Origin of the sequence: Alkalihalobacterium elongatum (assembly GCF_019024285.1) — a bacterium.
Lineage (GTDB): Bacteria > Bacillota > Bacilli > Bacillales > Bacillaceae_F > Alkalihalobacterium > Alkalihalobacterium elongatum.
On sequence record NZ_WMKZ01000002.1, the window covers coordinates 164,846 to 189,903 of the forward strand.

At 35.6% G+C, this 25,058-nt stretch carries 23 protein-coding genes; 7 read left to right on the forward strand and 16 right to left on the reverse strand.

The features are described 5' to 3' along the window. Positions 1–145 precede the first annotated feature (145 nt). From GKP30_RS04695 to GKP30_RS04720, 6 genes are all read right to left on the reverse strand, one after another. Positions 146–853, reverse strand: a complete 708-nt coding sequence (locus GKP30_RS04695; protein ID WP_216828248.1) for a sulfotransferase family 2 domain-containing protein — start codon at positions 851–853, stop codon at positions 146–148. An 82-nt stretch (positions 854–935) separates the two neighbouring features. Next, positions 936–2,579, reverse strand: a complete 1,644-nt coding sequence (locus GKP30_RS04700) for a LamG-like jellyroll fold domain-containing protein (protein WP_216828249.1) — start codon at positions 2,577–2,579, stop codon at positions 936–938. A 70-nt stretch (positions 2,580–2,649) separates the two neighbouring features. After that, positions 2,650–3,105: a dTDP-4-dehydrorhamnose 3,5-epimerase family protein gene (locus GKP30_RS04705; RefSeq protein WP_216828250.1), complete on the reverse strand. Its 456-nt coding sequence runs from the start codon at positions 3,103–3,105 to the stop codon at positions 2,650–2,652. Next, the gene (rfbD, locus tag GKP30_RS04710; RefSeq protein ID WP_216828251.1) at positions 3,098–3,946 is read right to left on the reverse strand and encodes a dTDP-4-dehydrorhamnose reductase; all 849 of its coding nucleotides are present in this window, start codon (positions 3,944–3,946) and stop codon (positions 3,098–3,100) included. The genes GKP30_RS04705 and rfbD overlap by 8 nt, the downstream gene beginning before the upstream one ends. A gap of 6 nt (positions 3,947–3,952) precedes the next feature. Further along, complete coding sequence (rfbB, locus tag GKP30_RS04715) at positions 3,953–4,915, reverse strand: dTDP-glucose 4,6-dehydratase (protein WP_216828252.1); 963 nt, start codon at positions 4,913–4,915, stop codon at positions 3,953–3,955. Beyond that, positions 4,912–5,667 carry a sugar phosphate nucleotidyltransferase gene (locus tag GKP30_RS04720; protein ID WP_216828253.1) on the reverse strand — a complete coding sequence of 252 codons (756 nt, stop codon included), beginning with the start codon at positions 5,665–5,667 and terminating at the stop codon, positions 4,912–4,914. The genes rfbB and GKP30_RS04720 overlap by 4 nt, the downstream gene beginning before the upstream one ends. 764 nt (positions 5,668–6,431) lie before the next feature. Between GKP30_RS04720 and GKP30_RS04725 the strand changes: the two genes are divergently transcribed. The 4 genes from GKP30_RS04725 to sat all read left to right on the forward strand — a co-directional run bounded on the left by GKP30_RS04725 (position 6,432) and on the right by sat (position 11,539). After that, complete coding sequence (locus GKP30_RS04725; RefSeq protein WP_216828254.1) at positions 6,432–7,247, forward strand: ATP-grasp fold amidoligase family protein; 816 nt, start codon at positions 6,432–6,434, stop codon at positions 7,245–7,247. 722 nt (positions 7,248–7,969) lie between these two features. Beyond that, positions 7,970–9,739, forward strand: a complete 1,770-nt coding sequence (locus tag GKP30_RS04730; RefSeq protein ID WP_216828255.1) for an SLC13 family permease — start codon at positions 7,970–7,972, stop codon at positions 9,737–9,739. Between the two features lie 35 nt (positions 9,740–9,774). Further along, a complete protein-coding gene (gene cysC, locus GKP30_RS04735) occupies positions 9,775–10,413 on the forward strand; it encodes an adenylyl-sulfate kinase (RefSeq protein WP_216828256.1) in 639 nt (212 codons plus the stop codon). Continuing rightward, on the forward strand, positions 10,403–11,539 hold the full coding sequence (gene sat, locus GKP30_RS04740) for a sulfate adenylyltransferase (RefSeq protein ID WP_216828257.1): 1,137 nt from the start codon (positions 10,403–10,405) through the stop codon (positions 11,537–11,539). The genes cysC and sat overlap by 11 nt, the downstream gene beginning before the upstream one ends. Positions 11,540–11,739: 200 nt before the next feature. On the opposite strand, the gene GKP30_RS23865 is transcribed toward sat, so the two are convergent. From GKP30_RS23865 to GKP30_RS04770, 6 genes are all read right to left on the reverse strand, one after another. After that, entirely contained in the window at positions 11,740–13,614 is a 1,875-nt protein-coding gene (locus GKP30_RS23865; protein WP_216828258.1) for a glycosyltransferase family 4 protein, read from the reverse strand. Beyond that, positions 13,611–14,723 carry a CotS family spore coat protein gene (locus GKP30_RS04750; RefSeq protein WP_216828259.1) on the reverse strand — a complete coding sequence of 371 codons (1,113 nt, stop codon included), beginning with the start codon at positions 14,721–14,723 and terminating at the stop codon, positions 13,611–13,613. Before GKP30_RS04750 ends, GKP30_RS23865 begins: the two co-directional genes overlap by 4 nt. A gap of 150 nt (positions 14,724–14,873) precedes the next feature. Further along, positions 14,874–15,833, reverse strand: coding sequence for a dTDP-glucose 4,6-dehydratase (locus tag GKP30_RS04755; RefSeq protein ID WP_216828260.1), 960 nt, complete (start codon positions 15,831–15,833; stop codon positions 14,874–14,876). 115 nt (positions 15,834–15,948) lie between these two features. Further along, complete coding sequence (locus tag GKP30_RS04760) at positions 15,949–16,302, reverse strand: DUF1360 domain-containing protein (protein WP_216828261.1); 354 nt, start codon at positions 16,300–16,302, stop codon at positions 15,949–15,951. A 504-nt stretch (positions 16,303–16,806) separates the two neighbouring features. Beyond that, the gene (gene fabI, locus GKP30_RS04765) at positions 16,807–17,586 is read right to left on the reverse strand and encodes an enoyl-ACP reductase FabI (protein WP_216828262.1); all 780 of its coding nucleotides are present in this window, start codon (positions 17,584–17,586) and stop codon (positions 16,807–16,809) included. 374 nt (positions 17,587–17,960) lie between these two features. After that, on the reverse strand, positions 17,961–20,024 hold the full coding sequence (locus GKP30_RS04770) for a cation:proton antiporter domain-containing protein (RefSeq protein WP_216828263.1): 2,064 nt from the start codon (positions 20,022–20,024) through the stop codon (positions 17,961–17,963). A 163-nt stretch (positions 20,025–20,187) separates the two neighbouring features. Between GKP30_RS04770 and prpE the strand changes: the two genes are divergently transcribed. Both prpE and GKP30_RS04780 read left to right on the forward strand, forming a co-directional pair. Next, a complete protein-coding gene (prpE, locus tag GKP30_RS04775) occupies positions 20,188–20,937 on the forward strand; it encodes a bis(5'-nucleosyl)-tetraphosphatase PrpE (RefSeq protein WP_216828264.1) in 750 nt (249 codons plus the stop codon). A 19-nt stretch (positions 20,938–20,956) separates the two neighbouring features. Then, the gene (locus GKP30_RS04780; RefSeq protein ID WP_216828265.1) at positions 20,957–21,397 is read left to right on the forward strand and encodes a hypothetical protein; all 441 of its coding nucleotides are present in this window, start codon (positions 20,957–20,959) and stop codon (positions 21,395–21,397) included. Between the two features lie 56 nt (positions 21,398–21,453). On the opposite strand, the gene GKP30_RS04785 is transcribed toward GKP30_RS04780, so the two are convergent. From GKP30_RS04785 to GKP30_RS04800, 4 genes are read right to left on the reverse strand one after another with little or no spacing between them, the layout of a single operon-like run. Beyond that, positions 21,454–22,344: an RluA family pseudouridine synthase gene (locus GKP30_RS04785; RefSeq protein ID WP_216828266.1), complete on the reverse strand. Its 891-nt coding sequence runs from the start codon at positions 22,342–22,344 to the stop codon at positions 21,454–21,456. Positions 22,345–22,348: 4 nt separating this feature from the next. Further along, positions 22,349–23,143, reverse strand: coding sequence for an NAD kinase (locus tag GKP30_RS04790; RefSeq protein ID WP_216828267.1), 795 nt, complete (start codon positions 23,141–23,143; stop codon positions 22,349–22,351). Between the two features lie 27 nt (positions 23,144–23,170). Further along, the gene (locus tag GKP30_RS04795; protein WP_216828268.1) at positions 23,171–23,803 is read right to left on the reverse strand and encodes a GTP pyrophosphokinase; all 633 of its coding nucleotides are present in this window, start codon (positions 23,801–23,803) and stop codon (positions 23,171–23,173) included. A 51-nt stretch (positions 23,804–23,854) separates the two neighbouring features. After that, entirely contained in the window at positions 23,855–24,235 is a 381-nt protein-coding gene (locus tag GKP30_RS04800; RefSeq protein ID WP_216828269.1) for a UPF0738 family protein, read from the reverse strand. A gap of 193 nt (positions 24,236–24,428) precedes the next feature. Here GKP30_RS04800 and GKP30_RS04805 point away from each other — a divergent pair, with 193 nt between their 5' ends. Next, positions 24,429–25,016, forward strand: a complete 588-nt coding sequence (locus GKP30_RS04805) for a CYTH domain-containing protein (RefSeq protein ID WP_216828270.1) — start codon at positions 24,429–24,431, stop codon at positions 25,014–25,016. Positions 25,017–25,058: the final 42 nt, after the last annotated feature.

The window sequence follows — 25,058 nt, forward strand, 5'->3', positions numbered from 1 at the left end:
CAAATTAAATTCCATCCCCTATCGGCATTAATAAAACCTTTTAAGAAGCGCACCATGTGCCAACACCGTATCCTCTGGTCTTGGCACTAGCGCTCCTCAAACTTATTCTAGCCTTCCCTTGCTCAAACTCACAGTGTTGGCCATGTTAATTTTTTAGTTTTCGATCCAATAAATGAGTTGCTAATTGATAAAGTTCGATGTCCTTCTGATTTTTTTCTTTGATGACTTCTCTAACTTCATTAGCTATTTCACTTTTTTTGGGTTTATTAGGGTTAACATTTACTTTTGATATATTACAAATATTCCACCCTAGCGAATCGTTTAACAATTTAATTGACTCATTAAATCGCTCAGTAATTCCCACTACCGAAAAATACTTAGTTATATTTTCTTTAGCAACGTCTAAATCGTAATTCCAACCATGCCCATTTAATAAACAAGTTTGGCGATTATATACTGCCCAATGAAATGCCTTTTCAGAAACAAACTCATATAACGAGGTCTGATTCATTTTATAATAATACGGATGGATAGGGTTTGATTTCATATAATAGTAGGCTGAGATTACTCTTTCTATTGGGTCACGAAGAAAAGTTATATAGGTGAAATTTTTCTGCGGTAAATATTTGTGTACTCCAAAAGGGAAGTGTCCTCTCACTACTTCTAATTTTTCTTTAGGTCCAATTGCGTTAAAATAATCCGCAACTTTTTCTTCGCCATACTTTGGTGAGATCATCGTATAATTATTTTCATATTGCTTTTCAATTAACGAATTAAATGTAGAGCCCGCAGTTTTTGGAATATGCAAAAAAATGATCACACTATTTGTCTCTTTTTCTTTATTAAAAATCATAATTTCCACCTTTTTTTAACATAATTAATTCTCCCTTTCCTAACAATCATAAGAATAATACTTATCGGAGATTAAGTTTATTCTACTTTTTCTTAATCTGATATTTAATTTGTGGCGCTTTTTTTACCTTTTTATCATTTTTATTGCGCTCATAGCTCCAACGGATATTTTTCATTTTGCCTTGTCCCATTTCTATTAGTTCATTTACGTATTGATTATAGATCGTGTATATTGGGTTTGATTGATCTGGAACATATAATTTTGTAACCTTTAAATTTGCTCCTGAATCAAAGCCCGAGAAATGCACAAATTTCAGTCTTTTATTGTTTACAAGGAGCTCATTCTCAGACCTATGAATAGAACGTTTCGATAAATTCCAAGGAGCAACATTATAACCAGGATGCTTTAGAATAAATACATCAAAAAAACAAGGTGCTAGATTGACCCATTTTTGATCTGTAAATAACCCGTTCGGAGTATCATCATAGCAATATTGAGATAACCGATCAGACCACCAAGATATAAACCTCTCAGAATTAGGACTTCTACTTATTGCAAGAAAACCTAGATTAAATGTTCCTTTTTGAAGTAATTGAATTTCATTGCCTCTAATGGCTGTAATATGATTTTTATCTTCAGGTTCTAATGTATGTGGAGTAACAACGATCGAATGCTTTTCTAATATGGAATTAAGCTCATTAAAAGTATCCATAACATAAATATCTGGGTCTAGATAAATAAATTTATTATTGTGTTTATAGGTTCTTAATAAATAACTAAACAGTGCTCCTTTAACAGCAGTTGATGCTTCTAGCGCATTATATTTCATAATAAATTTATTGAAATTTTCAATCTCTAAATCCTTTGCCAAAATAACCTTGTCAAAATAAGAAAACTTTTCAGCTGTCGGGTGTATGTCCGATTCTACTAAACAAATAATTACTTTCGAATTAGGGTGAAACTTTTTAATTGACTTTGCCAACACCTTTGCTTTTGGTAAATAGTTAGCACATATTGAAGTACAAAAGATAAGCTCATCTTCTAGTGTTTGTTCAGTACTTGCAACAACCTTCGTTGTGTTATCTAGTATTTCTTTGGTCCCGATAGCATTTGTTTGGTTAGAAGTTATTTCTTTATCTTTAGTCAAACTCCAATACGCAATTAACCCTTTTTCATTACCAGCTAAAAATTCATTCATTTGTTCACTTATTTCCTTATCTGTTTTTGCAAAATTCCAAATTCGAACATCTTTTAATAACCCCTCATAATGGCCATAAGGGTTATGTCCCCCTATAGATCCTGATGGGTAAATATTGACTTTTTTACTAGTTAACCCATTTTTAACAAGCTTGCCATTAATATAAAGCGATGGAGTTTTATTTCGATAGACTATTGCTACATGGGTCCATTCTGAAATATTTCTTTTATATACAAGTATAGGTGGAAGGTAATTTACACTATGTTCACAAACTATAACCCCATTTGTCCCTACAGATACACCAACTCCTGCTGCAGTTTTCTCCATTGCATTTCCAGGACCTATAACGAACCTTTGGCCGTTAATCGCACCCGTTCCACTCGTACTCTCCTTTTTCTCCATGTCTTGTCTAGCACTTGGTTGAGCCCAAAATTCAATTGTAAAAGTATTAGAAACTTCTTCAAAAAGAGACTTAGTTTGAATAACTTCTATCCCTGTAAAAAGTACGCCATCATCTTTATTTTCCATTTCTATCCCCTCCTTTTTCACCTCGTTCATCTTGACTAATAGGTAGACGTAGTCTGTTTCTTTTTCATCTTTACCGGTTTTTAGTCTCCCAATTAAAACCGATAGTTGGGTCATTCCACGGTATTCTTTTCTCATCAGGACTTAAAGCATTATAAGACTTCGTTGTGAAATAAATAATTGTTGCTGGTTTTTGACCTAATACTCGATATCCATGGGCCACACCCTTAGGGATTAGTAACACGACTGGATTGTCTTCACCCATATAATAAACATCCGTTTCTCCGTAAGTAGCTGAGCTTTTCCGTAAATCATATAATACAACTTGAGCATGACCAGAAGGGAAAAACCATACATCATCTTGTTCCTCATGGTAATGAAAGGCTTTTATTACTCCTGGATAATTCATTGACCAAGACGCTTGCCCAAATTGTTCTAATAAATCATCATCATCTCTAATTAATTCAGCAAAAAAACCTCGATCATCGCAGTGCTTTAGCAGTTTCTTCACCTTCACTCCTTCAATCATCTTTTAACTCCTCCCGTAAAAAATCATTTACAGCCTCTTCCCAGCACCTGGGAAGGGGTATACTTTCTCTTTGTAAGGCATCATGAGCCATAACCGAATAAGCTGGTCTTGGTGCTGGTGCTCCATAAGATGCAGTTGTTATTGACTTAATCATATTAGCATCAAAACCTGCTTGTTTTAATATATGTTTTGCAAACTCATACCAACTACAGGACCCAGAATTACTAACATGATAAATTCCATAGCTTTTTCCAATTAATTGAATAATTACCTCGGCAAGGTCTTTCGTATATGTTGGTGAGCCAACCTGATCATCAACTACCTTAATTTCCCTTTTTTGCTTCGCTAATTTAAGCATTGTTTTTACGAAATTATTTCCACCACCACCGTAAAGCCATGATGTTCTAACGATATAACATTCTTTTAATGTTGCTTGAACGAGCTTTTCCCCCATCCATTTACTTATGCCATAAACACTCTTTGGATTCGGTATATCTCCTTCTACATATGGTTTGTTTTTATCACCACTAAAAACATAATCCGTACTAATACAAACCATCTTTGCCCCAACATTCTGCGCTGCTTTTGCAACATAAAAGGCTCCTAAACTATTAACTTCAAAAGCTTGTTTTTGTGCAAACTCACATTGGTCCACTGATGTATATGCTGCTGTGTGTATAATTACGTCAGGTTTCATATGATTAACAATTTTAGAAACTTGCAACTCATTAGTAATATCTAGCTGGTCTTTTCCATAGGCTTTAATGGACATGGTTTTGCCCATTTTCTCTGTAATCTCTTTTCCTAATTGGCCGTTTGAACCTGTAATCAAAACCCTCACAGATAATCACCTTTTCTGTTGACCATTATTATTTTTGTACCACTCGATCGTACGTATTAGCCCTTCTCTAAAAGTAACTTGTGGCATCCACCCTAATTCTTTGTGAATTTTCCCCCAGTTAATAGCATATCTCCTATCATGACCTTTTCGATCTTCTACGAATTGAATTAAGGTGTGACTTTTATTTAAATAATCAAGAATAAATGTAATTACTTCTTGATTTGTCCTTTCATGTCCACCACCTATATTGTATATTTCACCTGGTTCCCCATGCTCTAAGACCATACGAATAGCACGACAATGATCTTCTACGAAAAGCCAGTCACGAATATTTTTTCCATCCCCATAAAGAGGGATTTTTTGTTCATTTAAAGCATTGGTTATAACTTTAGGAATAAACTTTTCATTGTGTTGTCTTGGACCATAATTATTACTGCAGCGAGTGATTATAAGAGGTAATTTATAGGTTTGGTAGAAGGAGCGAACGAGCAAATCAGCGCTTGCCTTACTGGCTGAATAAGGATTATTTGGAGTTAGTGGTGAATTTTCAGTAAATGGCAGATCATCACTTCTGAGAGAACCGTATACTTCATCGGTAGATATTTGAATCATTTTTTTAGCTTTCCCATCAAGTAGAGCATAGAGAAGGTTAAGTGTTCCCGATACGTTTGTATCAACAAAAGGTTGTGCATTCTCAATACTACGGTCGACATGAGATTCAGCAGCAAAATTAATAATAAATTCGTAGTTTCGATCAAAAGCCTTAATTAAACTATCACGATTTCCAATATCACAATGCATGAAACGATAGTTGGGATACTTTTTGAAAGTCATCATATTATCTATCTGGCCTGCGTAGGTTAAAGCATCAATATTTGTAATTGAATAGGCGGAATTCTTTAGCATATATTCGATGAAATTTGACCCAATAAAACCTGCACCACCTGTAATTAGAAGGTGTTTGCTCAATTTCCTCCCCCCTTTTTTGTTTCTATTTGATTGTTCATTTGTTCATATATCAATGTATTAGCTTTAAAAAGTGATTCATGGGTGCCTGCATCAATCCACCAGCCTTCCAAAACATCATATTGCAACTCACTTTGTCTAATATAATAATTATTTACATCTGTAATTTCTAGTTCCCCACGAGCAGATGGTTTGATAGAGTTAATAAAATCAAAGACTTGATGATCATACATATAGATCCCCGTTACGCAGTATGGTGAATTGGTGATTTTCGGTTTCTCTATAATAGAATTAATAATACTCTTTTCTTCATTTAATATAGCAATGCCATACCGCGATGGATCTGATACTTCCTTTAATAAAACTCTCGCTCCGCTTTTTTGTTGTTTAAACCTTTCAATATACGGTACGATGGAATCTTCAAAAATATTATCTCCTAAGACCATGATAAATTTTTCATCTTCAACAAAAGATTTTGCGTATGATACACCATCTGCAATCCCCTTTGCCCCGTCTTGTACTTTATATAATAAATTGACTTGCAATTCCTCACCGTTACCAAATAACGTAGTAAATGAGTTCAAATGTGTACCATTCGTTATGATTAATATATCCTTTATCCCAGCTTCCCTTAATTTAATGATTGACCAATAAACCATTGGGAACGGGCCAATCGGTAGAAGATGTTTGTTTATTATCTTAGTTAAGGGGGTAAGCCTCGTTCCCTTTCCTCCTGCGAGTATAACTCCTTTCATAGCTATTCACGTCCTCTTTTACAAAAGATGTTTTTTCCATAAAATATGTTCCTACATAAAATTTGTGAAGCGGGAGCTAACTATAGATCCTTTCATTTTACCCACTAATAAAATTGTATGTTTACTAAGTGTGGAGGACAGTACATTTATCCCTTATAACAATAAATTGATAATCTAGCCTTTATACGAATAATAAAATTTATTTTTATATAGATATAATTAGGACTGTATCCATTTCAATTGAAACGCTGAAATATTGTCACAAGCCACCAATTGTGTTTTTTATTGATATTTTTAAGGATAAATTTGGAATGAATATGTGGAAATGGAAATGGAGGAAATTTAGTTTTAACAACTGTAGCTGTTGAACTAAAGTATTATAAGATATTTGGCTTCCACTTTTTTTGATGAAGCAATTGTGAAATTTTAAGTCACTGGGGCGCTAGGTTTTCGGGTCCAACCTTTGTGAGTATCGTTTACTCTAAAGTCAATTTATCGAACTCATATTACTAACTAGTTAGGAAAAAGTATTAAACATCATTATTACCATTTTATATGCACAATACCATTAGACCTCCTTCTTCCTATTTCAGACAATAAACAGGAAAATTATCATTTACACAGTTTAATTACTATTTTTGCTTATTTAAAGTTAAGGAGCCAACACTAAAATAAAAGTTCAAACATATTCTAAAATGAGATAAAACCATATTTAATATAAAACGACTTTAAAAATTAAAGTTTGAAAGGACGGGGCTTATTACATGGATCATAAACTTAATGCGAAGAAAAGAAAGGTTAGAAGAATACTTGGTTTCGAACCTAACATAGAAAACCCTCAAGTCATGTCCGAGAAACTTTTATGGATAAGGGTAAATGGAAAAATTGAACGATTTGCAAAATATACAGATAAATATGAGGTTCGGCAATATGTAAAAGGAAAAATCGGTGAAAAATATCTTGTTCCACTGTATGGTATGTACACAAATGTTGATGACATAAATATAGATAATCTTCCTCAAAGTTTTGTACTCAAAGCCACCCATGGCTGTGGTTGGAATATCCTCGTAAAAGACAAGACCAATTTAGATTGGTACAAAGCAAAGAAACAAATGAATGAATGGTTGAATTTAAATTATTTTAATATAACTGGAGAACGCAATTATAAACCATTAAAAGGGCGCGCAATTATCGAAAAATACTTACAGGACCCTTCTGGCGATTTAAAAGATTACAAATTTCATTGTATCCACGGTAAACCAATGGTTGTAGCAGTAATGGGGGATCGATTTAGTAACCTAAAAGTTCAAATATTAGATATGGATTGGAAACAACCTCCTTTTGATACTCAAAATAATTCGTTTTCAATCCCACCCGAGCGTCCAAAGCGTTTTAGTGAAATGATAGATGTTGCAAAAAAACTTTCACAGGATTTCGCTTATGTTCGTGTTGATCTGTATTATACCAATAACAAAATATATTTTGGTGAATTGACCTTTTTACCAAGTGGTGGTCTCCTAAATCACCCATATGAATACCAGAAGTGGTTAGGGTCGCATCTTGATTTAAGTCGCTATTAATTGACTATTTAAAGGTCGGAATTAATTATGAATGAAGCACTTTTCTACATGACAAGGTTTAGAAGGATATATGGATATGATCTTCTATACAGAACCCTCAATCATCTCTCAAAACTATTTAAAAAACAAATATAAGTTCCGAATATAAACATTTCATTCTATTATAATGTGTTGATCAAAAACTGTTACGCTCTGCCTATTCCACAATTTCACCTTCATTCATAAACACTACCTGAACAGCCACTCACATGTACAATACAAACCCTATTTCACATGTGATGGCTACCATAATTTTCATGGGTCGCTAACTACTTGTTAACTTTAATAACCTCCATAATCTGTTTCTGGCGCAAAGACTAATTTAGGTTCAAATAACATAATCTTCGGCTTGTTTGTTATTGCTGTAACAGTAGTTCCTCTCATTTACTAATCATCCTGTTTTTAGTAACTTACAAAATTAAACGGACAAAGTATCTAGAAGCTTTACTTTAGATACTTTGTCCAAACCAATGAATATTACTATAACTTTAATCTCAATATTATTTTTATTTGCCGAGGAGAATTTATATCGAACAATTAAAAATAATATAATTACTTCCTAGGGAAAACTATTTGACATTACATAGTGAAGTTTTTACAAAAATTAGGCAAAAGACAGGACAAATTTTGTATTCAATACATACTAAATAAGTAATATGTTGGAAAGAGTATGGAGTGTTATTATGTCCTTTGCTGCAATTGCTGTCAGTATTGTTTTATTTCTAATGTTTATAAGTCTAATCAAAGAGTGGTTTACACCCGAACTAACTGTTTTTACTGCTTTCTCTTTGCTTATTGTATTAGGAGTTCTCCCTATCGATGAGGCATTTCAAGGTTTTGCGAACCCTGCCGTCCATACCATTGCCTTATTAATGGTTATTGCCTTCGCTGTACAAAAATGCGGTATTGTTCCAAAGCTCTTAACACGTACTTTAGGAAAAAATAAAAAGCCTTCAATCGTCCTCATTAAAATCATGTTTCCAGTATCTTTCCTATCGGCTTTCATGAACAATACACCCATTGTAGCTATGTTAACTCCAATCATTCATAAATGGGGGATCCAACATAAAATATCTCCTTCTAAGCTTTTAATACCACTTTCTTATGCTGCCATTATTGGGGGAACCGTTACATTAATTGGAACTTCAACAAATTTACTCATTCATGGACTGCTACAGCAAAATGGACATCCAGGATTTTCAATGTTTCAATTTTCACTAATTGGCATCCCATTATTTATAGTCAGCTTATTGTATATGATCTTTTATGGCCAAAGAAAGCTACCTAATAACAAAGATTTGATCGAAGCTTACCAATCAATACGAAAAGATTATACAGTAGAGGTTAAAGTAACGAGTAATTCGTTATGGATTGGAAAAGCAGTAAAGGACGTAAATTTAAGAGCATTACATGATATTTTTTTAGTACAAATTATCCGTAACAATAGTTCAATTACACCTGTTTCTAATTATGAAGTGATTCAAGAAAACGACTCACTTATTTTTTCTGGAAATGTAGAAAGCATTATAAGATTGCTTAACTTAAAAGGATTAGAACTACCCACTGTAAAGGAAGAAACTGGCAGTATGTCGGAACACTACAAATCTAATTTAGTTGAAGTTGTAGTTTCTCATTCATCACCATTAGTTAAGAAAAAGATAAAAAATTCAAACTTTAGAGCACAGTATAATTCTGCAATTGTTGCTATTCGAAGAAATAATCAACAGATTACTACTGGAATCGGAAATATGACTATTAAACCTGGTGACACACTTCTGCTTTTGGCAGGAAAGGATTTTATTAAAACATGGTCAAATTCTCGTGATTTTTACCTTGTATCTGGGGTGGAAACCGAAGAACCAATTAGCAGTGGTAAATCTAAGATCATTATTCCAACCATAATCGGTGTCATTGCTTTAGCTGCTTTTCAAATAGTTTCGATCCTTCAAGCAGCCTTAATGGGAATGATCATTTTAACAATAACCAAATCGATAACAACATCAGAAGCAAAAAAAGCGGTAGATTGGGGGATATTAGTTCTTATCGCTTCAGCCATTGGAATTGCAAAAGCAGTTGAAAACGCTGGTTTACCTACTCTTTTAACGAGCTTATTAAACTTTGAAAATCCAATAAACCTCATTATCCTTTGCTTTTTATTATACTTTTCAACTTTAGTCCTAACAGAAATTATTAGCAATATAGCAGCCGCCGCTCTCATTTTTCCTATTGGGTACTCATTAGCTATTCAACTAGGGTATAATCCTGAACTATTTTCAATGATAATCGCTATTGCTGCCTCCTGTAGTTTTATTACCCCTATAGGCTATCAAACAAATTTATTAGTTTACGGACCTGGTGGATATCGATTTACAGACTTTTTTAGAGTAGGCTTTCCACTAAGTCTTCTTTGCATGATTACTACTGTTCTTCTAACTGTATTTATATGGGGATAAACAGGAGGTTATTCTAAAAGGAGGGAGCTTTAAAAATGGAAGACAACAAGAATAGAACTTCAAATATTGTTTGGCATCAGTCTGATATAACTAAAGAAGATCGGCAAAAACTACATGGCCATAAAAGCTTAATGGTCTGGTTCACAGGACTATCTGGTTCTGGAAAGTCAACTATCGCTAACGCACTTCAACACGAATTGCATAAAGACGGTATTAGTGTATATTTATTAGATGGTGACAACCTCCGACATGGAATCAATCGGAACCTTACATTTACTGAAGAAGATCGTAAAGAAAATGTGAGACGCACAGCTGAAGTAGGCAAATTGTTTGTTGATGCAGGTGTAGTCGTGCTTGCTGCACTTATATCACCTTATGAAGCTGACCGAGAACAAGCTAGAATACTTTTCCAACCTGGCGAATTTGTTGAAGTATATGTGAGATGTACACTGAGAGAGTGTGAAAAACGAGACCCTAAAGGGTTATATAAAAAAGCTCGTCTTGGAGAAATTAAACAGTTTACTGGAATTAGCCAACCATATGAAGAACCACAAAATCCAGAAATTATTCTTGATACTTCTGTTCTCTCTGTTGAAGAATGTGTACAAGAAATGCAATCATATCTAAAAAACAAATTACACTTGAGAGAAGGGAGTGACAGTCTTGACACTTAGTATTCCCCATGGTGGACACCTTGTTAATGGGATGAATTTAAACTATGACCATTCATCACTTACGGGTGAAATTGAAATTGATGGGATGGCATTGTCTGATTTGGAGTTAATTGCCAATGGAGCATATAGTCCATTAACAGGTTTTCTTGGCAAAGAAGATTATAAATCCGTTTTATATAATATGAAACTAAAAAATGGATTGGTTTGGAGTATCCCCATCACCTTACCAGTGAATGAAAATGTAGCAAAACATTTACATTTAGGCGAGTATATAAAATTAACCAATAAGAATACAGTTTATGGGGTACTAAAAGTGCAAGAAGTATACTTTCCAGACAAATTACTAGAAGCTAAACTCGTTTATCAAACCACGGATAAAAACCATCCTGGCGTAAAAAAATTATTTGACCGACCTAATATTTATGTAGCTGGACCTATCACCTTAACAAAAATACCATCAAAAAATAATAGTTTCTCTTCTTACTATAATTCCCCTACAGAAACTAGAAAAGCATTTAACCAGAAAGGTTGGAAAACCGTTGTCGGATTCCAAACGAGAAACCCTGTACACAGAGCACATGAATATATTCAAAAATGCGCGCTAGAAACCGTCGATGCTTTATTTCTCAATCCACTTGTAGGAGAAACAAAATCAGATGATATTCCAGCTGACGTTCGAATGGAAAGCTATGAAGTCCTCTTAAAAAATTATTATCCAAACGAAAGAGTATTCTTATCGGTATTTCCAGCTGCTATGAGATATGCAGGACCGAAAGAAGCGATATTTCATGCGCTTGTCAGAAAAAATTATGGTTGTACACATTTTATCGTTGGACGCGACCATGCAGGGGTTGGAGATTATTACGGAACGTACGATGCCCAAGATATTTTTAAGCAATTTAAGCCTGAAGACATCGGCATCAACATCCTTTGTTTTGAACATAGTTTTTATTGTACAAAATGCGGAAATATGGCTTCTAGCAAAACATGTCCACATCCAAAAGAAGACCACCTTCACTTATCAGGAACAAAAGTACGAGAAATGTTGCGAAGTGGAGTCACCCCACCACCGCAGTTCAGTCGTCCTGAAGTAATTGAGGTATTAATTAGGGGGATGAAAAAATAAATTATTAATAGGGATTGACTATGAAACATTTACCATGTCAATCCCTTTATTTTTATTTTATTAGTCAACTTTTTTGTATGTTTCTCCTTTGACTAGAGTGAATATATTGTTAACCTAAACATTTAATAATAACTTAAGAGATTGACTATGATTGATGATCAAAGCCAACCTCTTTTGTTACTCAGTATCCTCCTATTAACTCACTTTACTATCCACGGAGGAGCTGGCGGACTATAAGAATAATCATCATTCTCTCTATCCCGTTTCTCTCCACTCTCATTAATTAGTTGATTAATAATTAGTTGATTAATTTCTTTTATTCTTTCTAATTCGGTGATCAGCTCGTTTACAGTAGCTCCGAGTTTTTCTTCAACCAAGTTTGTTTTTTCAGTGACCTCAACTTCTTGAGTATTAACGACCTCTCCCGTTTCTACTCCTTCATTTCCATATACTTCTTCTAGTCCTTCTAAAACCTTTGTTTCTGAAGCTTCTGCAACCTCTTCTATCTTTTCTGTCATTTGTGTTTCTTTAATTATTGCAACACCCTCTTGCTTCTGTGCTTCTTCCGTTTCCGTAGTTCTGACCATCTCATCTGTTTCATCAACTACTGGATCCTCATCCACATCGGGTTCAATTCCTTCTACTGTTTGTAATTCTTCGACGACCCGCTCTTCTTCTTCAGCTCGTTCTCCCACTTTGTTAATCTTGCCCTCCAATTGAGCCTCTTTCAGTTCCTCTTTTTTAACGTTTTTTTGTATCTCTTCTTTTTCTATCTCTATAACTTTTCCTTTTCCCTTTCCTTTTGTAATTCGAACAACAAGACGTTTCTTTTCTAAATTGGGCCTGACGTCTACTTTTTCTTTTTCTTGCTGAACTTTACCATTAATTGGATTTTCTATATAATCTAATGTTCGATTACTGGAAATCCCCGTCTCAACTTCACTCCAAACCCCGAGGATGTCTGTCACGACACGGTTCCAGCTGTATTTTTCTTCTGCTAGCTTCCGTCCGTATTCCCCCATTTCTTTACACTTTTCTGGATTAGACAGTAGATCTGATAAATAATCAGCAAACTGTTGTGGATCACGTGGTTTTTCAACTATGAGCCCGTTTCTATTCACTTCTATGACTTCTGGGTTGCCTCCTCTTGCTGTCGTTATGATCGGTAAACCTGCGGCCATCGCTTCATAGTGAACTCTCGCTAGTGGTTCTTGCCACTGGGAAGGACAGACGAAGATGTCTGCTGCTGCAAACCATTCTTGAATTTTATCGGGTGCTATAAATCCTGTTGTAATAACAGGAACAGGAGAGCGGGCTGCTAACGTCCGGACAAATGCAATATAGTCTGTCGTTCCATTATCACTAAACCACTTGCTTCCCATGAGAACGAGTGCAATATTGGAATGTTTTTTGGCTAGAATATTCATCGCTTTAACGAGTACATCAGCACCTTTGTTAGCCGATAACCTTCCTGCAAATAAAATGACTTTTTTACCCTTTAATTTGTATTCTTTGCGGATTTTTTTTCTAATTTTTTCGGCTTTTGATGAGTATATAGGAACAAATTGCTCTAGGTCGACCCCAGAGTAAATGGTTTGCAATTTCGACTCAGCTTGAGGAAATATTCTAGTAATTTCTTGACCAATATAATTACTGATTGTGATAATCTTATCGACTTCCTTTATGGCAAGTGCTCCTTCTTCAGGATCAATCTTTTGTGGTTTAAACATATCATTGTGCATGCTTAAGATAATGCGAGCATTCGGTACACATTCACGGACAGGGGCAACAAGACGTGGTCGGTTAAAAATGTGGATTAAGTCAAACTTCGAATTAGACTTTAAATAGTCAACAACGCCTTGGCGATATGTTTCAAGGAGTCCCCCTGGTATTCGAACATAATCGATGCCATCTCTCGTCTCTTTATCAGGTAACGACTCGTCATTTCTACCGAGAATTGTAATTTCATGATTTTTACTTAAAAAGGGCACTGCACCTGCAATATACGTTTGAATAGCTCCGCCGCGGACAGGTGGAACTGGTAATTTTTCAGTACAGATAATTAAAACTCTCACTTATTTTTTCCCCCAAGCCAGCTGTTATCTGCTATTTCTTCTAAGACGGGCCATTTTGTTTTATCGATATCTACAATTCTTTGTACTAAATTCTTAAGTTCTTCATCCATAAAGACAGTTGGTTCATAAACCATTTCTTTTACATTTTTATAAAACAAGTTTGGTAGTGACAGATCGATCATTAATATTTCATAAAGTTGGTCGTCTATTGGATTTGCCTCATGATAGGCGGAAATCATCTCTTTAATCCAATGTACATCCCAACCACCTAAGTCATCCATCGTTCCAGTCATTAATTTTTGTAAATCTCGAATAGGTAAATCATAAGCTACACCATCAAGGTCAATGATCCACATCCCACCTTCACCTTTTTGACCATTAGACCAACCATAATCTTGGTGAACAAGGCCCCATTCTTTATTTCCTTTTTTCACTAAATCGTAGTAAGCCGAGTTCTCTAATCTTTCAAAAGCTTTAACGGCTTGTTCTTCAAACATATCGATAACGGATAGTACTGTAGTACTTGCTGGCATTTCATCATAAACAGTGGCTATATCTCTTAACCACGTCATTTTTTTAACAATTTTGTTATAGGTCTTAGGCCAACGGTACAGTCTAGATGCATTTTCCGCTCCAGATGGCGGTGTATACCCTTTAGATAATCTATGAAACTCTCCAATCGCATAACAAAGTTCTTTAGCACCTTCTAAATCTTTAGTTACCTGAAACAGTGACTCAATCCACTCTGCAACAAACCAAAGCTTCCCACCCATTTCTACGTAAAGTTTACCATCCTTCGTGGGGATGATTTGCGGGACTCTAGCCTTTTTTTCTTTTACTAAATATTCTTGAGCACCGAGACTAAATAAACTTCTCGTTGGTCTACGATGTAATAACTTTAAGCTTCTCGGTCCTTTATCAGTATCTATTTTCCAAATAAGTCCACCTTTATCAGCCTTCGTTGTAATGACTTCCATGTGACTGACCTTCATATCATAGTGCTTAATGACTTCATAAGCCATATTAACAACATATTCTGGTACATAGAATGTATCCTGTCGTTCAGCTTCTTCTAAATCCCAGGGGGTAATTAGCTGTTCTTTTTCCATTTATTTACCTCCTAATAGTCTAATATAATAATTAATGTATTCCTAAGCGGGATTTTAGAAATGGACAGATACCTACAAAAAGAAAAAAAGCGAAAAACTCATGGAAACTTCCTTGAGTTCTTCACTTAGGAAATATATATCATTAAAAAATTAAGTCTGCTGGAGTTGTTTTGATGAGTACCATTCAATTGTCTCAACTAAACCATTGTAAAAGGAGGTTTCAGGTTTCCAGCCTATCGTAAGGTGAATTTTCTCCCAATTCAAAGCATAACGTCTGCCGCCTTCTTCACGATCAGCCACATGTCGTATCAAATGATGACCTTTATTCATATAATCAAGAATAAGCTTTACAACATTCAAAGTGGAACGCTCCCGTCCACCGCTAATGTTATAGACTTCTCCTAATTTTCCATGCTTTAAGATCGTGTGAACGGCCTTGCAATGGTCCTTAACAAATATCCAATCCCTGACGTGTTGACCATCACCATGAACAGGTATAGGTTTATCCTCTAGTGCATTCAAAATTACTGTAGGAATTAACTTTTGTTTTTGTTGGTATGGTCCATAATTATTACTGCATCGTGTAATAATCGCGGGTATCTGGAAAGATTTTATATACGAACGTACTATCATTTCACCACTGACTTTGCTTTCTACGTATCTATTATTAGGGGTGAGAACAGCTTCTTCTTTATTAGGACGTTCTTTATCTTCTAAATCACCATAAACTTTTCCCGTTGAAACATAGATGTACTTCCCAGCATAACCTCCCCTTACCTTCTCCAGTAAGTTCATCGTGCCTATCACATTTACATCATAAATTTCGATAGGTGAGTACTTTTTTTCATTTACGTCTGTTAGTGCTGCAAAGTGAATGATTACATCATACTGTCGGTCAAAGACTTCATTTAATTGGGCTTGATTACGTAAGTCAACTTGAAAAAAACGATAATAAGGTGATCTTGAAAATTGAGTAAGGGCTTTTGGATTGGCTGAATGTGTGAGAGAGTCAATATTTGTTATGTGGTAAGATGTATGGTCAAGAAGGTATTGTATGAAGTTAGCCCCTATAAAACCTGCACCACCTGTTACTAATACTTCCTTTCTCACCTTCATTCCCTCCATAGATTTTGACGTTTCATGCTTATTTCGATAAAACCTCAGTAATATGTCAACAATAGAATATTAATTTTAACTGAAGTCATGCCAAGCGTGAATATTATTACTATGAATGAATGATCTTTTGTACAATGGCTTCAATAACAGATCCAGCCCCAGCGATTGCAAAAATGATAACGACTGGAAGAAAAATAATTGGATAAAAGATAAATCCAAAATATAAAAACGCAGCTGTCCAAATCCCTGTGCACCAATAACAAGCGATTAATTCACCGATAAACTTTCTGATCCCATTACCTTTTACCTCTAGAAAAGATGCTGTCGTTCCATCTGGTAATGTTTCTGTTGTAATTTTGTGAAATGGCTTTCTAAGCGGTGCCATTATTTCGTCCAATACAATTAAATGCGCTAAACGAAAAGATGCTAGCAATAACAAAATGAATTCAAAAGGACTTATCATTTTCATCCATCCTTTTAGTTAATCTGCTAACAAAATATGTACTAAATCTAAATATGTGCCTAGCCACATTATGTTTTTGTATGGTAATCCTCTTACATCCATTTAGAAAAGGCGTTAATTTGTTATCTTTTACTAAGTGTAGTTGAAGAACGTTGTTGATTTTGGGCTCATAAGCTAGTAATTGGTCCCGCAAGTCGTCGGACAAAACGAAGCGATGCTTTTGTTACCGTATTCTCCTAAGTTTTTCCTCCTGCGGGCACGAAGCGTTGCCTTTCGTTACCGCATTCTCCTAGGTTTTTCCTCCCGCGGGCACGCATCTCTCCTTTCTACCGCCCCCTCCTAATTTTTTCCTCTCACAGGCACGAAGCGCTCCTTTTCGTTACCGCCTCCCCTAATTTTTTCCTCTATCACGCACCAATCACTGTTTTAAATATAAATTTGTCCCCTTTGGATACAAAGACAATCATAAAAAAAGGAACACCAAATGGCGTCCCTCTCTCTCAATTATGATAACGATAAAATGTTATACCCGCAATCGACATGGATCATTTCGCCTGTAATGCCGCGAGATAAGTCACTCATTAAGAACAGTGCCGTATCTCCAACCTCTTCTTGTGTTGTCGTACGGCGAAGTGGGGCACGTTCTTCGATCTCTTTTAAAACATCATTGAAGCCAGAAATACCTTTTGCCGCTAATGTACGGATTGGACCAGCTGAAATGGAATTGACTCGGATACCGTCTTTTCCTAAGTCATTAGCTAAATATTTTACACTTGCGTCTAATGATGCTTTCGCAACGCCCATTACATTATAATTTTTAACGACACGCTCGCCACCAAGGTACGTTAAAGTAACGATACTTCCGCCTTCCGTCATTACTGGACGAGCCGCTTTAACTACTGCTGTTAAAGAGTAGGCACTAATATTTTGTGCTAGTAAAAAACCATCACGAGTAGTATTTAAATACTCACCTTCAAGCTCTTCTTTGTTTGCAAATGCTATACAATGAGCAATTCCATGGATTACACCAACTTGCTCTTTTATCCCAGCAAATGTTTTCTCGACCTCTTCATCATTTGTTACATCACAAGGTAATACTAAGAAATCATCTCGTTCTAATGTTTCAGCTAGATCTCGAACATTTTTTTCTAGACGCTCTCCAGCGTAAGTAAAAATTAACCGTGCGCCAGCTTTTGATAATGATTGAGCAATCCCCCAAGCGATACTTCGCTTATTCGCAACACCCATGATGACGTATGTACGATCCTGTAATGATAAATTCATAATCTACATTCCCCTCCAACTATATTAGAAACTTTTTTATTAACCACGTTAAAATATACACTTACTATTAGTACTAGGTACTAATAGTAGTATATCATGTTTTTCTTTTGTTGGTACAGGTTTCCCTGTTTTATATTCTTCATTTATCGGTATTACCCTTTTTTTGTCACAATATTCCTTTTTATAAAATTACAGTTCTCGCACTCAAATATGACATTCTGGTTGGACTGTGCCGTTAATAAATGATTTAATGGTCTTTCGATTTTACACTTTGGACAAACAACTGTTGGCTCCATCTAAAATTCCCTCTTTTCTAACGACTTTTTAACTCTATTATCGCCAACAAAAAGCCTCCTAATAATAGGAGGCTTCGTTTAATCATCAAATTCTCTTCGTGGAAGTAATGTTCTAGGTACATCAGTCCCGCGTGAACCACGTAAATCGACTTTATCTTTTTCTGGTGGAAACAAAATAATAAAACTTTCAGGAATTGATTTTGCAAGTATCCTCGGGAGTTCTTCTAGCTTCGGATGCCAAGCAACTGTACCCCTTCTCGCACTTAAAACGACAACCAAGTCATCTTTTTTCAACATTAATAAATAGTTATTAATCAACTCGTTCCAAGTGTTAATATTTGCAAATTTAGTTGAAACATCTGGCTTCATTTCTTCGAATGACCTTTTATAATACTTATTGTCATCCTTAATAATTAATACTGACAATTTGGCTCCAATTTGATTAGCCATTTCTTTTACCGTTTTTACTCCCTCATAATACCCCGTTTTATGGTCTACACCCGATGGTAGTATAAGGACGATTCTTTTCGTCGTATTTAATGGATGGCCAAGCTTTGAAACTAAGATCATCTCATTCGTTCTATCTAGTAATTGATCTAATACCCCGCCAAATATCTTTTGTGGTGTTGATAATTTTCCGTTCCAGCCAATCACAACTTTCGTAATTCTCGTTTCTTCAATTGCTCGAAGAATCCCTGAAGATACGTTCGGGTCAACACGAGTTAATAAATGAACAGGTATATTTGCCCCCGATGCATAAGTAAGTGCTTTGCCAAGCATCTTCTCAGCTTCAGCCACTTTCTCTGCGGAACGACCATTTTGTTCCCTTGCAACTGTTAAAGGATATATTGGTTCTGAACTGTTTCCACGTAAGCTAAATGATAAGTTTAACAACGCTTCTACTGAATTCGGGTTTGCTAATGGAACTAGTATTCTTTCTGGTGCATTACTTGGTTCATACGGTTGTTGCTCTTCTAATAAGGCAATTTTCCGTCCATATTTCTCAACCATGTAAGGCCCTACCATACATGTGACGAGGATCATTACGATTACCCCATTTACTGTCGCTTGATCAAATAAACCAAGATCAAACCCAACCAGCGTCGCTGCAAGTGTCGCTGCAGCTTGAGGAACAGATAAACCAAACATGAGTCGAATTTCATCTTTCGAGTATTTGTAAAACTTTCCACTCACCCATGCTGCTAAAAATTTACCGAGTTGAACAAACAATACGATCGCGGCGGCTAAAATCCATGCACTAGGTTCGCTCAGTAATACTCGTATATCCATGAGCATGCCGACAGATAACAAGAAGAACGGAATAAAAATTGCATTACCAACAAATTTAATCCGGTTCATTAACGGACTATGTTCTAATATAAAACGGTTCAAGGCTAATCCAGCTAAAAAGGCTCCTATAATTGGTTCTAAACCTGCTACAGTCGCAAAAAAAGCTGTCACAAACAAGATTGTCATTACAAATATATAATCCAACGTACCTTCACTACTCATTGAACGGAAAAAGTACCGTGCTAGCGTTGGTATAACGAGGAAAACAATCCCTACATAAATACCTAATGATAGAAGCATCGTAAACCAGAAAGCTAAATTTAAATCACCTTCCATTGACGCAGCTATAATTGCTAAAATAAGTAGTGCTAATGTATCGGTCATGATCGTCCCACCGACAGTTGTTGTTACACTCTTATTTTTCGATATCCCTAATCGACTTGCAATAGGGTAGGCAAGCAATGTATGGGAACCCAACAATGACCCTAATAAAATCGCTGCTGGCACCGAGTATTGCAGGCTTAAACCTAGAACCGTTCCAAACATAAATGGTATTGTAAATGATAGTGAACCAAACACAATACTCCGTTGTCGATATTTTTTAAAACCTTCTAAATCAATTTCTAATCCTGCAATAAAAATAATATATAAAAGACCAACAGTACCTAATAATATAATTGTCGGATCACGGTCAAGAATGCCAAGACCTTTTGGACCGATAATGACTCCCGCAAAAATCAAGCCAATAATCCCAGGAACTTTTATCCTAGCCATAATTATGGGAGCTAACAGGAATACTAACATAGCGATTGCAAAAATTAAGACTGGATTTGATATTGGATTTTCTAACATGAATGCTCCCTCCTTTTTAAGTAATCGTTAAACTCTTCAAAAAATAGTAAGATTTATTACATATACATAATGCCATATTCCCTCATTTTATGGGAATTCAGCTTGTACTATGCAAAACAACAAATTTTAATAATACTACACTTTGACATTGGAGGAAACTATTATGACTATAGATATTATTGGTGATATTCACGGTTGCTATGATGAATTCGTACAACTAACTGAAAAGCTAGGCTATGATTGGTCAGAGGGTATTCCGATCCATCCAAATGGCAGAAAACTCGCTTTTGTCGGTGATTTAACAGATCGAGGGCCGTACTCACTCAAGGTTATCGAGGTCGTTTACCAACTTGTGGATCGCCAGTTAGCCTATTATGTACCTGGTAACCATTGTGACAAGCTTTATCGTTATTTTCTTGGACGAAATGTTCAGACGACTCACGGGCTAGAAACAACAGTCGCAGAACTTGAACAGTTATCTCGCAAGGATTATAATTCAATAAGCTCCAAGTTTCGAAAGTTAGTTGAAAACTCTAATTTATATGCCGTCTTAGATGATGGAAAACTAGTGATTGCTCATGCTGGGATTAGGCAGGATTACATAGGTAGACATGATAAGAAAGTAAAAACATTTGTCTTATATGGGGATATTACGGGTGAAAAACACCCAGACGGTTCACCAGTTCGAAGAGATTGGGCAAAAAAATATAATGGCGATGCTTGGATCGTTTATGGTCATACTCCAGTTTCCGAAGCTCGTTTCATTCATCGTACCGTGAATATTGATACTGGATGCGTATTTGGCGGTAAGCTTACTGCTCTTCGATACCCAGAATTAGAAACCGTCTCTGTTCCATCAACTATGCCACATGTTGGAGAGAAATTCCGGAGCTTTGATGATACTATTGAGTAATTTTAAGAAGGTGATAAAGATGCGTTTTTTTAAAGTTTTCCTACTTTTTACCGCTCTCATTGGAATGGCTAGCTGTGGGCCACAATTAGAAATTCAAGGTGATATTGAACAAAGTCATATTATTATGGATGAGGACAGAAACTTACTGACTTTCTATGTTCGCCTTGAAAATACGAGTAATCTAACTTCTCCTAATTTATTTGCCAAATTTGAATTATTAAGTGATGAGTTAGTTGAAGAATTTGGACAAGAAACGATTGTCTTTGTAAACGAAAGTCAAATACCTGAAGCCTTTAAAATCAATGCAAATAGTGGCTACTTTATCGGTGAATCTTTTGATGTTGAACAAACTTTTTCTGAAGAAGAGTTATCTGATGCTGTTGAGGTTGTTATTTTCGATGAAGCTGGCGATGATATTACACGATTTACAATTACAAAAGTTGAAATGGAAACAAACTAATCCCCTACAAATAGATGCCTCACTTTACTCAAAATTTATTGAGTAAAGTGAGGTTATTAGTTTATCCAATCTTGCATATCTGGTGGAACAGGCGCTTCTACGATAATATGTTCTTGCGTAAATGGATGCAAGAACGAGCAGTAAAAGCTATGTAAAGCTTGTCTTTTGATTTTTATTCGTTCTCCGCCATAAAGATCATCACCTATTAATGGATGTCCAAGGTGAGCAAAATGAACTCTAATCTGGTGTGTTCTACCTGTTTCTAGCTTTACCCTTACTACAGTTTCCTCATCTGTTTGGGACAGAACCGAGTAATGAGTAATTGCCAGTTGTCCATCTTCACGGACTTCTCTTTCAATAATACTATCACACTTTCTGCCGATTGGTGCGTTAATAGTTCCCTCGGTAGACGAAAGAAGGCCATGGATGATTGCAATATATTCTCTATGTATACCACCAGATTGTTGTTCCTTTGCCATAAGATCGTGAGCAAATCGGTGTTTGGCTATGACGACGATACCAGAAGTATCTTTATCAAGTCGATTAACCGCATGGAACGTTGAAGTAATTCCACACTGATCATAATAATGTATAACTCCGTTTGCTAGTGTGCCGCTAAAATGATCTCGCGAAGGAATGGTCGGCATTCCTGCAGGCTTATTAATGACAAGGAAATGGTTATCTTCAAATAGTATATTGAGGTTCATTTTCTCTGAAAGGATACTGTCACTTCTCGTTTCTGGAGGAAAGATAATTTTCACTTCATCGTTTGCCTGTAATATCTTTCTCACCGTTACAAACTCTCCATTCACAAAAATCGAGCCTCCAGCAAATTTAATATCCGCTAAGGCTCTTTTGGACAGCTTTTTTTCCTCTTTTAAATATTCCCGTAAAAGCTTTCCTTCCCAATTAACTTCTACGTTCCATTTAATTTCTAATCCCGACATCTTTTTAGTCTCCAATGAATGATTCCCTCACACGCTTCCAAAACGGGAACGGGCGGAACCTTGCAAACTTAATTTTTTCTTCAGCTACCCTGCACTGAATCGATTTCACCTTTTGATGACTCCACGAGAAATGATCGATTGTAATTTGTAATTTTACATCATTTTGTGGTTTTAATAAGCACGTATGGTGTTGTGGCAAAACGAGTGGTGAACCTACTGTTCGATACACTCTATTGTTAATGGATGCCATTTCTGCTAATTGAATACAAGCTAATGAGGGGTGCAATATCGCTCCACCTAATGCCTTATTATATGCAGTACTGCCAGACGGCGTTGATATACATAGTCCATCGCCGCGAAACGTTTCGAACTTTTCACCTTTTATTTCAACATTACAAACAAGCGACTCCTCAGGACTTTTTACTGTACACTCATTAAGTGCAAGTAATCGCTCTGATTTATTATCTCCGTAATGCCTTATAACTACTTCTAGCAAGGGGTACTCAACAATTTGAAAGGGCGTCTTGGCTATATGAATTACTAACTTTTCTACTTCTTCTGGCATCCAATCGGCATAAAAGCCTAGATGGCCCGTGTGGATTCCCACAAATGACGTTTCTTCTAAACGATGTTTGTATGTATGGAAAGCATGAAGTAAAGTACCGTCACCACCTACTGTAATGACAATCTCGGGGTTTTCTTCATCATAAATTAATCCGAATTCAACTAAGTATGTTTTGATCCTTTGCTGAAGTGCATTAGATACATTATCACCTCTAGAAGTCACGGTAAATTTCATAACATCAGACTCCATCTTTAGAATTTATTAGTTATTTATTCGATAATCATGTTTCTTAGAAAAAATACGTTGGGCTTCTTGAACCTCTTCACGTATTTGCGACATCTCTTCATCCAATTGAAAAGCTGCTTCAGCTGCACGCTGTAAACGTTGTTTGATATCTTCAGGAATTTCTCCGCTATATTTATAATTTAATGAGTGTTCAATCGTAGCCCAGAAATTCATTGCCATTGTTCTAATTTGTAATTCAACATAAATTTGTTTATTTCCTGCAATCGTTTCTACTGGATACTTTAACACAAGATGATAAGATCGATACCCGCTATCTTTATTCTGATAAATATAATCGCGTTCTTCTACTATTTCAAAATCTTTTCTTAATCGAATAAATTCAATGATTGTATTAATATCCTCCACAAACTGACATACAATACGAATGCCTGCCAGGTCTTGCATGTCTTCTTCAATTCGTGTTAGAGGTATATTTTTGCGTTTAGCTTTGTCGATTATACTTGCAACAGGCTTTACTCTTCCAGTGACAAATTCAATCGGTGTATGTTTAGAGGAATTTTGATATTGTTCACGAATCCCTTTAAATTTAATTTTTAGCTCTTCAACGGCTTGCTTATATGGGATTAAGAACGTATCCCAATTGTACATGCAACCACCAACCCATCTTTAATAATCGACTACTTATTAAGGCTATGTTGATTATTGCGAAATAATTCTCTCAACAGCTTCTACCATTTTATCGCCATAATTACTGTTATCCTGAATATTTTCAAATAAATAATTTATTTCATCCTTAAAAGAAGTACATTCGAGTACGTAATCTTGGTGCAGCTGTATATACACATTCTCTTTTTCCTTTAAATGTGAGTGGAGTTCAGCCCACAAGTGCTCTGGAATACTCACATGGCGATAGCTTTCTTCATCTTCCAATAGATAAATGAGTGCCAGTTGTTCAGAGTCAGCTAGCATTCTTCCTGCTGCTTGTAGTGATAATGCTTCGTTTTTCAATAATGATTCTGAAATATGTAAGATTATACTATCTTCATTAGTTGATAAATTGCTTATTTCTAGATGCTTCATACTTGTCCTCCTATTCAATATTCACGTAACCATCTTACCATAATTTGCACGTAGACAAGAATACAAAACCATTTTATCAACTAATTGTTCCCTTTACATGACTATGTAATAATGTGAATGAAAGTATTTAAACCTATGTTAGCTATAAGTGAAGGTAATATAGCCTTCAAATCCAATGATAAGGAGTAACTAAATGGCCCGCGAGATAGAAATTGAAGCAAAAAACCTATTAACAAAAGAAGAGCTCCAACAGCTCCAAGACACTTTTTCCATAAATGATTCACAGTTTATCTCTCAAACAAATCATTATTTTGATACATTGGGTTTTAACTTAAAAGAAAGAAAAGCAGCTCTTCGAATACGTGAAAAGAATAGTGAATTTATGATTACGTTAAAGCAACCTAATAGGGTTGGTTTAATGGAAACAAATCAATCTGTATCAAAAGAAGAAGCAGAACAAATGATTAGGACTGGACAGCTTCCAGACGGTGAAGTGAAAGAAGATATCGAAACGTTGAAGGTTCCAATCGGTCAATTTGCATACTTAGGATCACTAACTACATCTCGAGCTGAAATTACCGTTAATGAGCAAATTGTTGTTTTAGATATTAGTCAATATTTAGACACTTCTGATTACGAGCTTGAAGTGGAAGGTACTAGTGTCGAAGCTGTCAACTCATTGTTTAACAGCCTTTTACAACAACACAATATACCGAAAAGACCTACAAAGAATAAAATCATAAGGTTTTTCGAAAGAAAACAAAAACTACAAGGCTCCTAGTTCAATGAAACCCAGAATTCGGATATTGTCTAAATCTGTAGT

Excerpts from the sequence above, each read along its gene's own strand:
- GKP30_RS04785 (WP_216828266.1), bottom strand. The coding sequence starts at position 22,344 with ATGTCGGGATTAGAAATTAAATGGAACGTAGAAGTTAATTGGGAAGGA.
- GKP30_RS04720 (WP_216828253.1), bottom strand. The coding sequence starts at position 5,667 with ATGAAAGGAGTTATACTCGCAGGAGGAAAGGGAACGAGGCTTACCCCC.
- prpE (WP_216828264.1), top strand. The coding sequence starts at position 20,188 with ATGACTATAGATATTATTGGTGATATTCACGGTTGCTATGATGAATTC.
- GKP30_RS04780 (WP_216828265.1), top strand. The coding sequence starts at position 20,957 with ATGCGTTTTTTTAAAGTTTTCCTACTTTTTACCGCTCTCATTGGAATG.
- cysC (WP_216828256.1), top strand. The coding sequence starts at position 9,775 with ATGGAAGACAACAAGAATAGAACTTCAAATATTGTTTGGCATCAGTCT.
- GKP30_RS04730 (WP_216828255.1), top strand. The coding sequence starts at position 7,970 with ATGTCCTTTGCTGCAATTGCTGTCAGTATTGTTTTATTTCTAATGTTT.
- GKP30_RS04695 (WP_216828248.1), bottom strand. The coding sequence starts at position 853 with ATGATTTTTAATAAAGAAAAAGAGACAAATAGTGTGATCATTTTTTTG.
- GKP30_RS04805 (WP_216828270.1), top strand. The coding sequence starts at position 24,429 with ATGGCCCGCGAGATAGAAATTGAAGCAAAAAACCTATTAACAAAAGAA.
- fabI (WP_216828262.1), bottom strand. The coding sequence starts at position 17,586 with ATGAATTTATCATTACAGGATCGTACATACGTCATCATGGGTGTTGCG.
- GKP30_RS04760 (WP_216828261.1), bottom strand. The coding sequence starts at position 16,302 with ATGATAAGTCCTTTTGAATTCATTTTGTTATTGCTAGCATCTTTTCGT.
- GKP30_RS04750 (WP_216828259.1), bottom strand. The coding sequence starts at position 14,723 with ATGGAAAAAGAACAGCTAATTACCCCCTGGGATTTAGAAGAAGCTGAA.
- GKP30_RS04800 (WP_216828269.1), bottom strand. The coding sequence starts at position 24,235 with ATGAAGCATCTAGAAATAAGCAATTTATCAACTAATGAAGATAGTATA.
- GKP30_RS04795 (WP_216828268.1), bottom strand. The coding sequence starts at position 23,803 with ATGTACAATTGGGATACGTTCTTAATCCCATATAAGCAAGCCGTTGAA.
- GKP30_RS04770 (WP_216828263.1), bottom strand. The coding sequence starts at position 20,024 with ATGTTAGAAAATCCAATATCAAATCCAGTCTTAATTTTTGCAATCGCT.
- GKP30_RS04700 (WP_216828249.1), bottom strand. The coding sequence starts at position 2,579 with ATGGAAAATAAAGATGATGGCGTACTTTTTACAGGGATAGAAGTTATT.
- GKP30_RS04705 (WP_216828250.1), bottom strand. The coding sequence starts at position 3,105 with ATGATTGAAGGAGTGAAGGTGAAGAAACTGCTAAAGCACTGCGATGAT.
- GKP30_RS04790 (WP_216828267.1), bottom strand. The coding sequence starts at position 23,143 with ATGAAATTTACCGTGACTTCTAGAGGTGATAATGTATCTAATGCACTT.
- GKP30_RS04725 (WP_216828254.1), top strand. The coding sequence starts at position 6,432 with ATGGATCATAAACTTAATGCGAAGAAAAGAAAGGTTAGAAGAATACTT.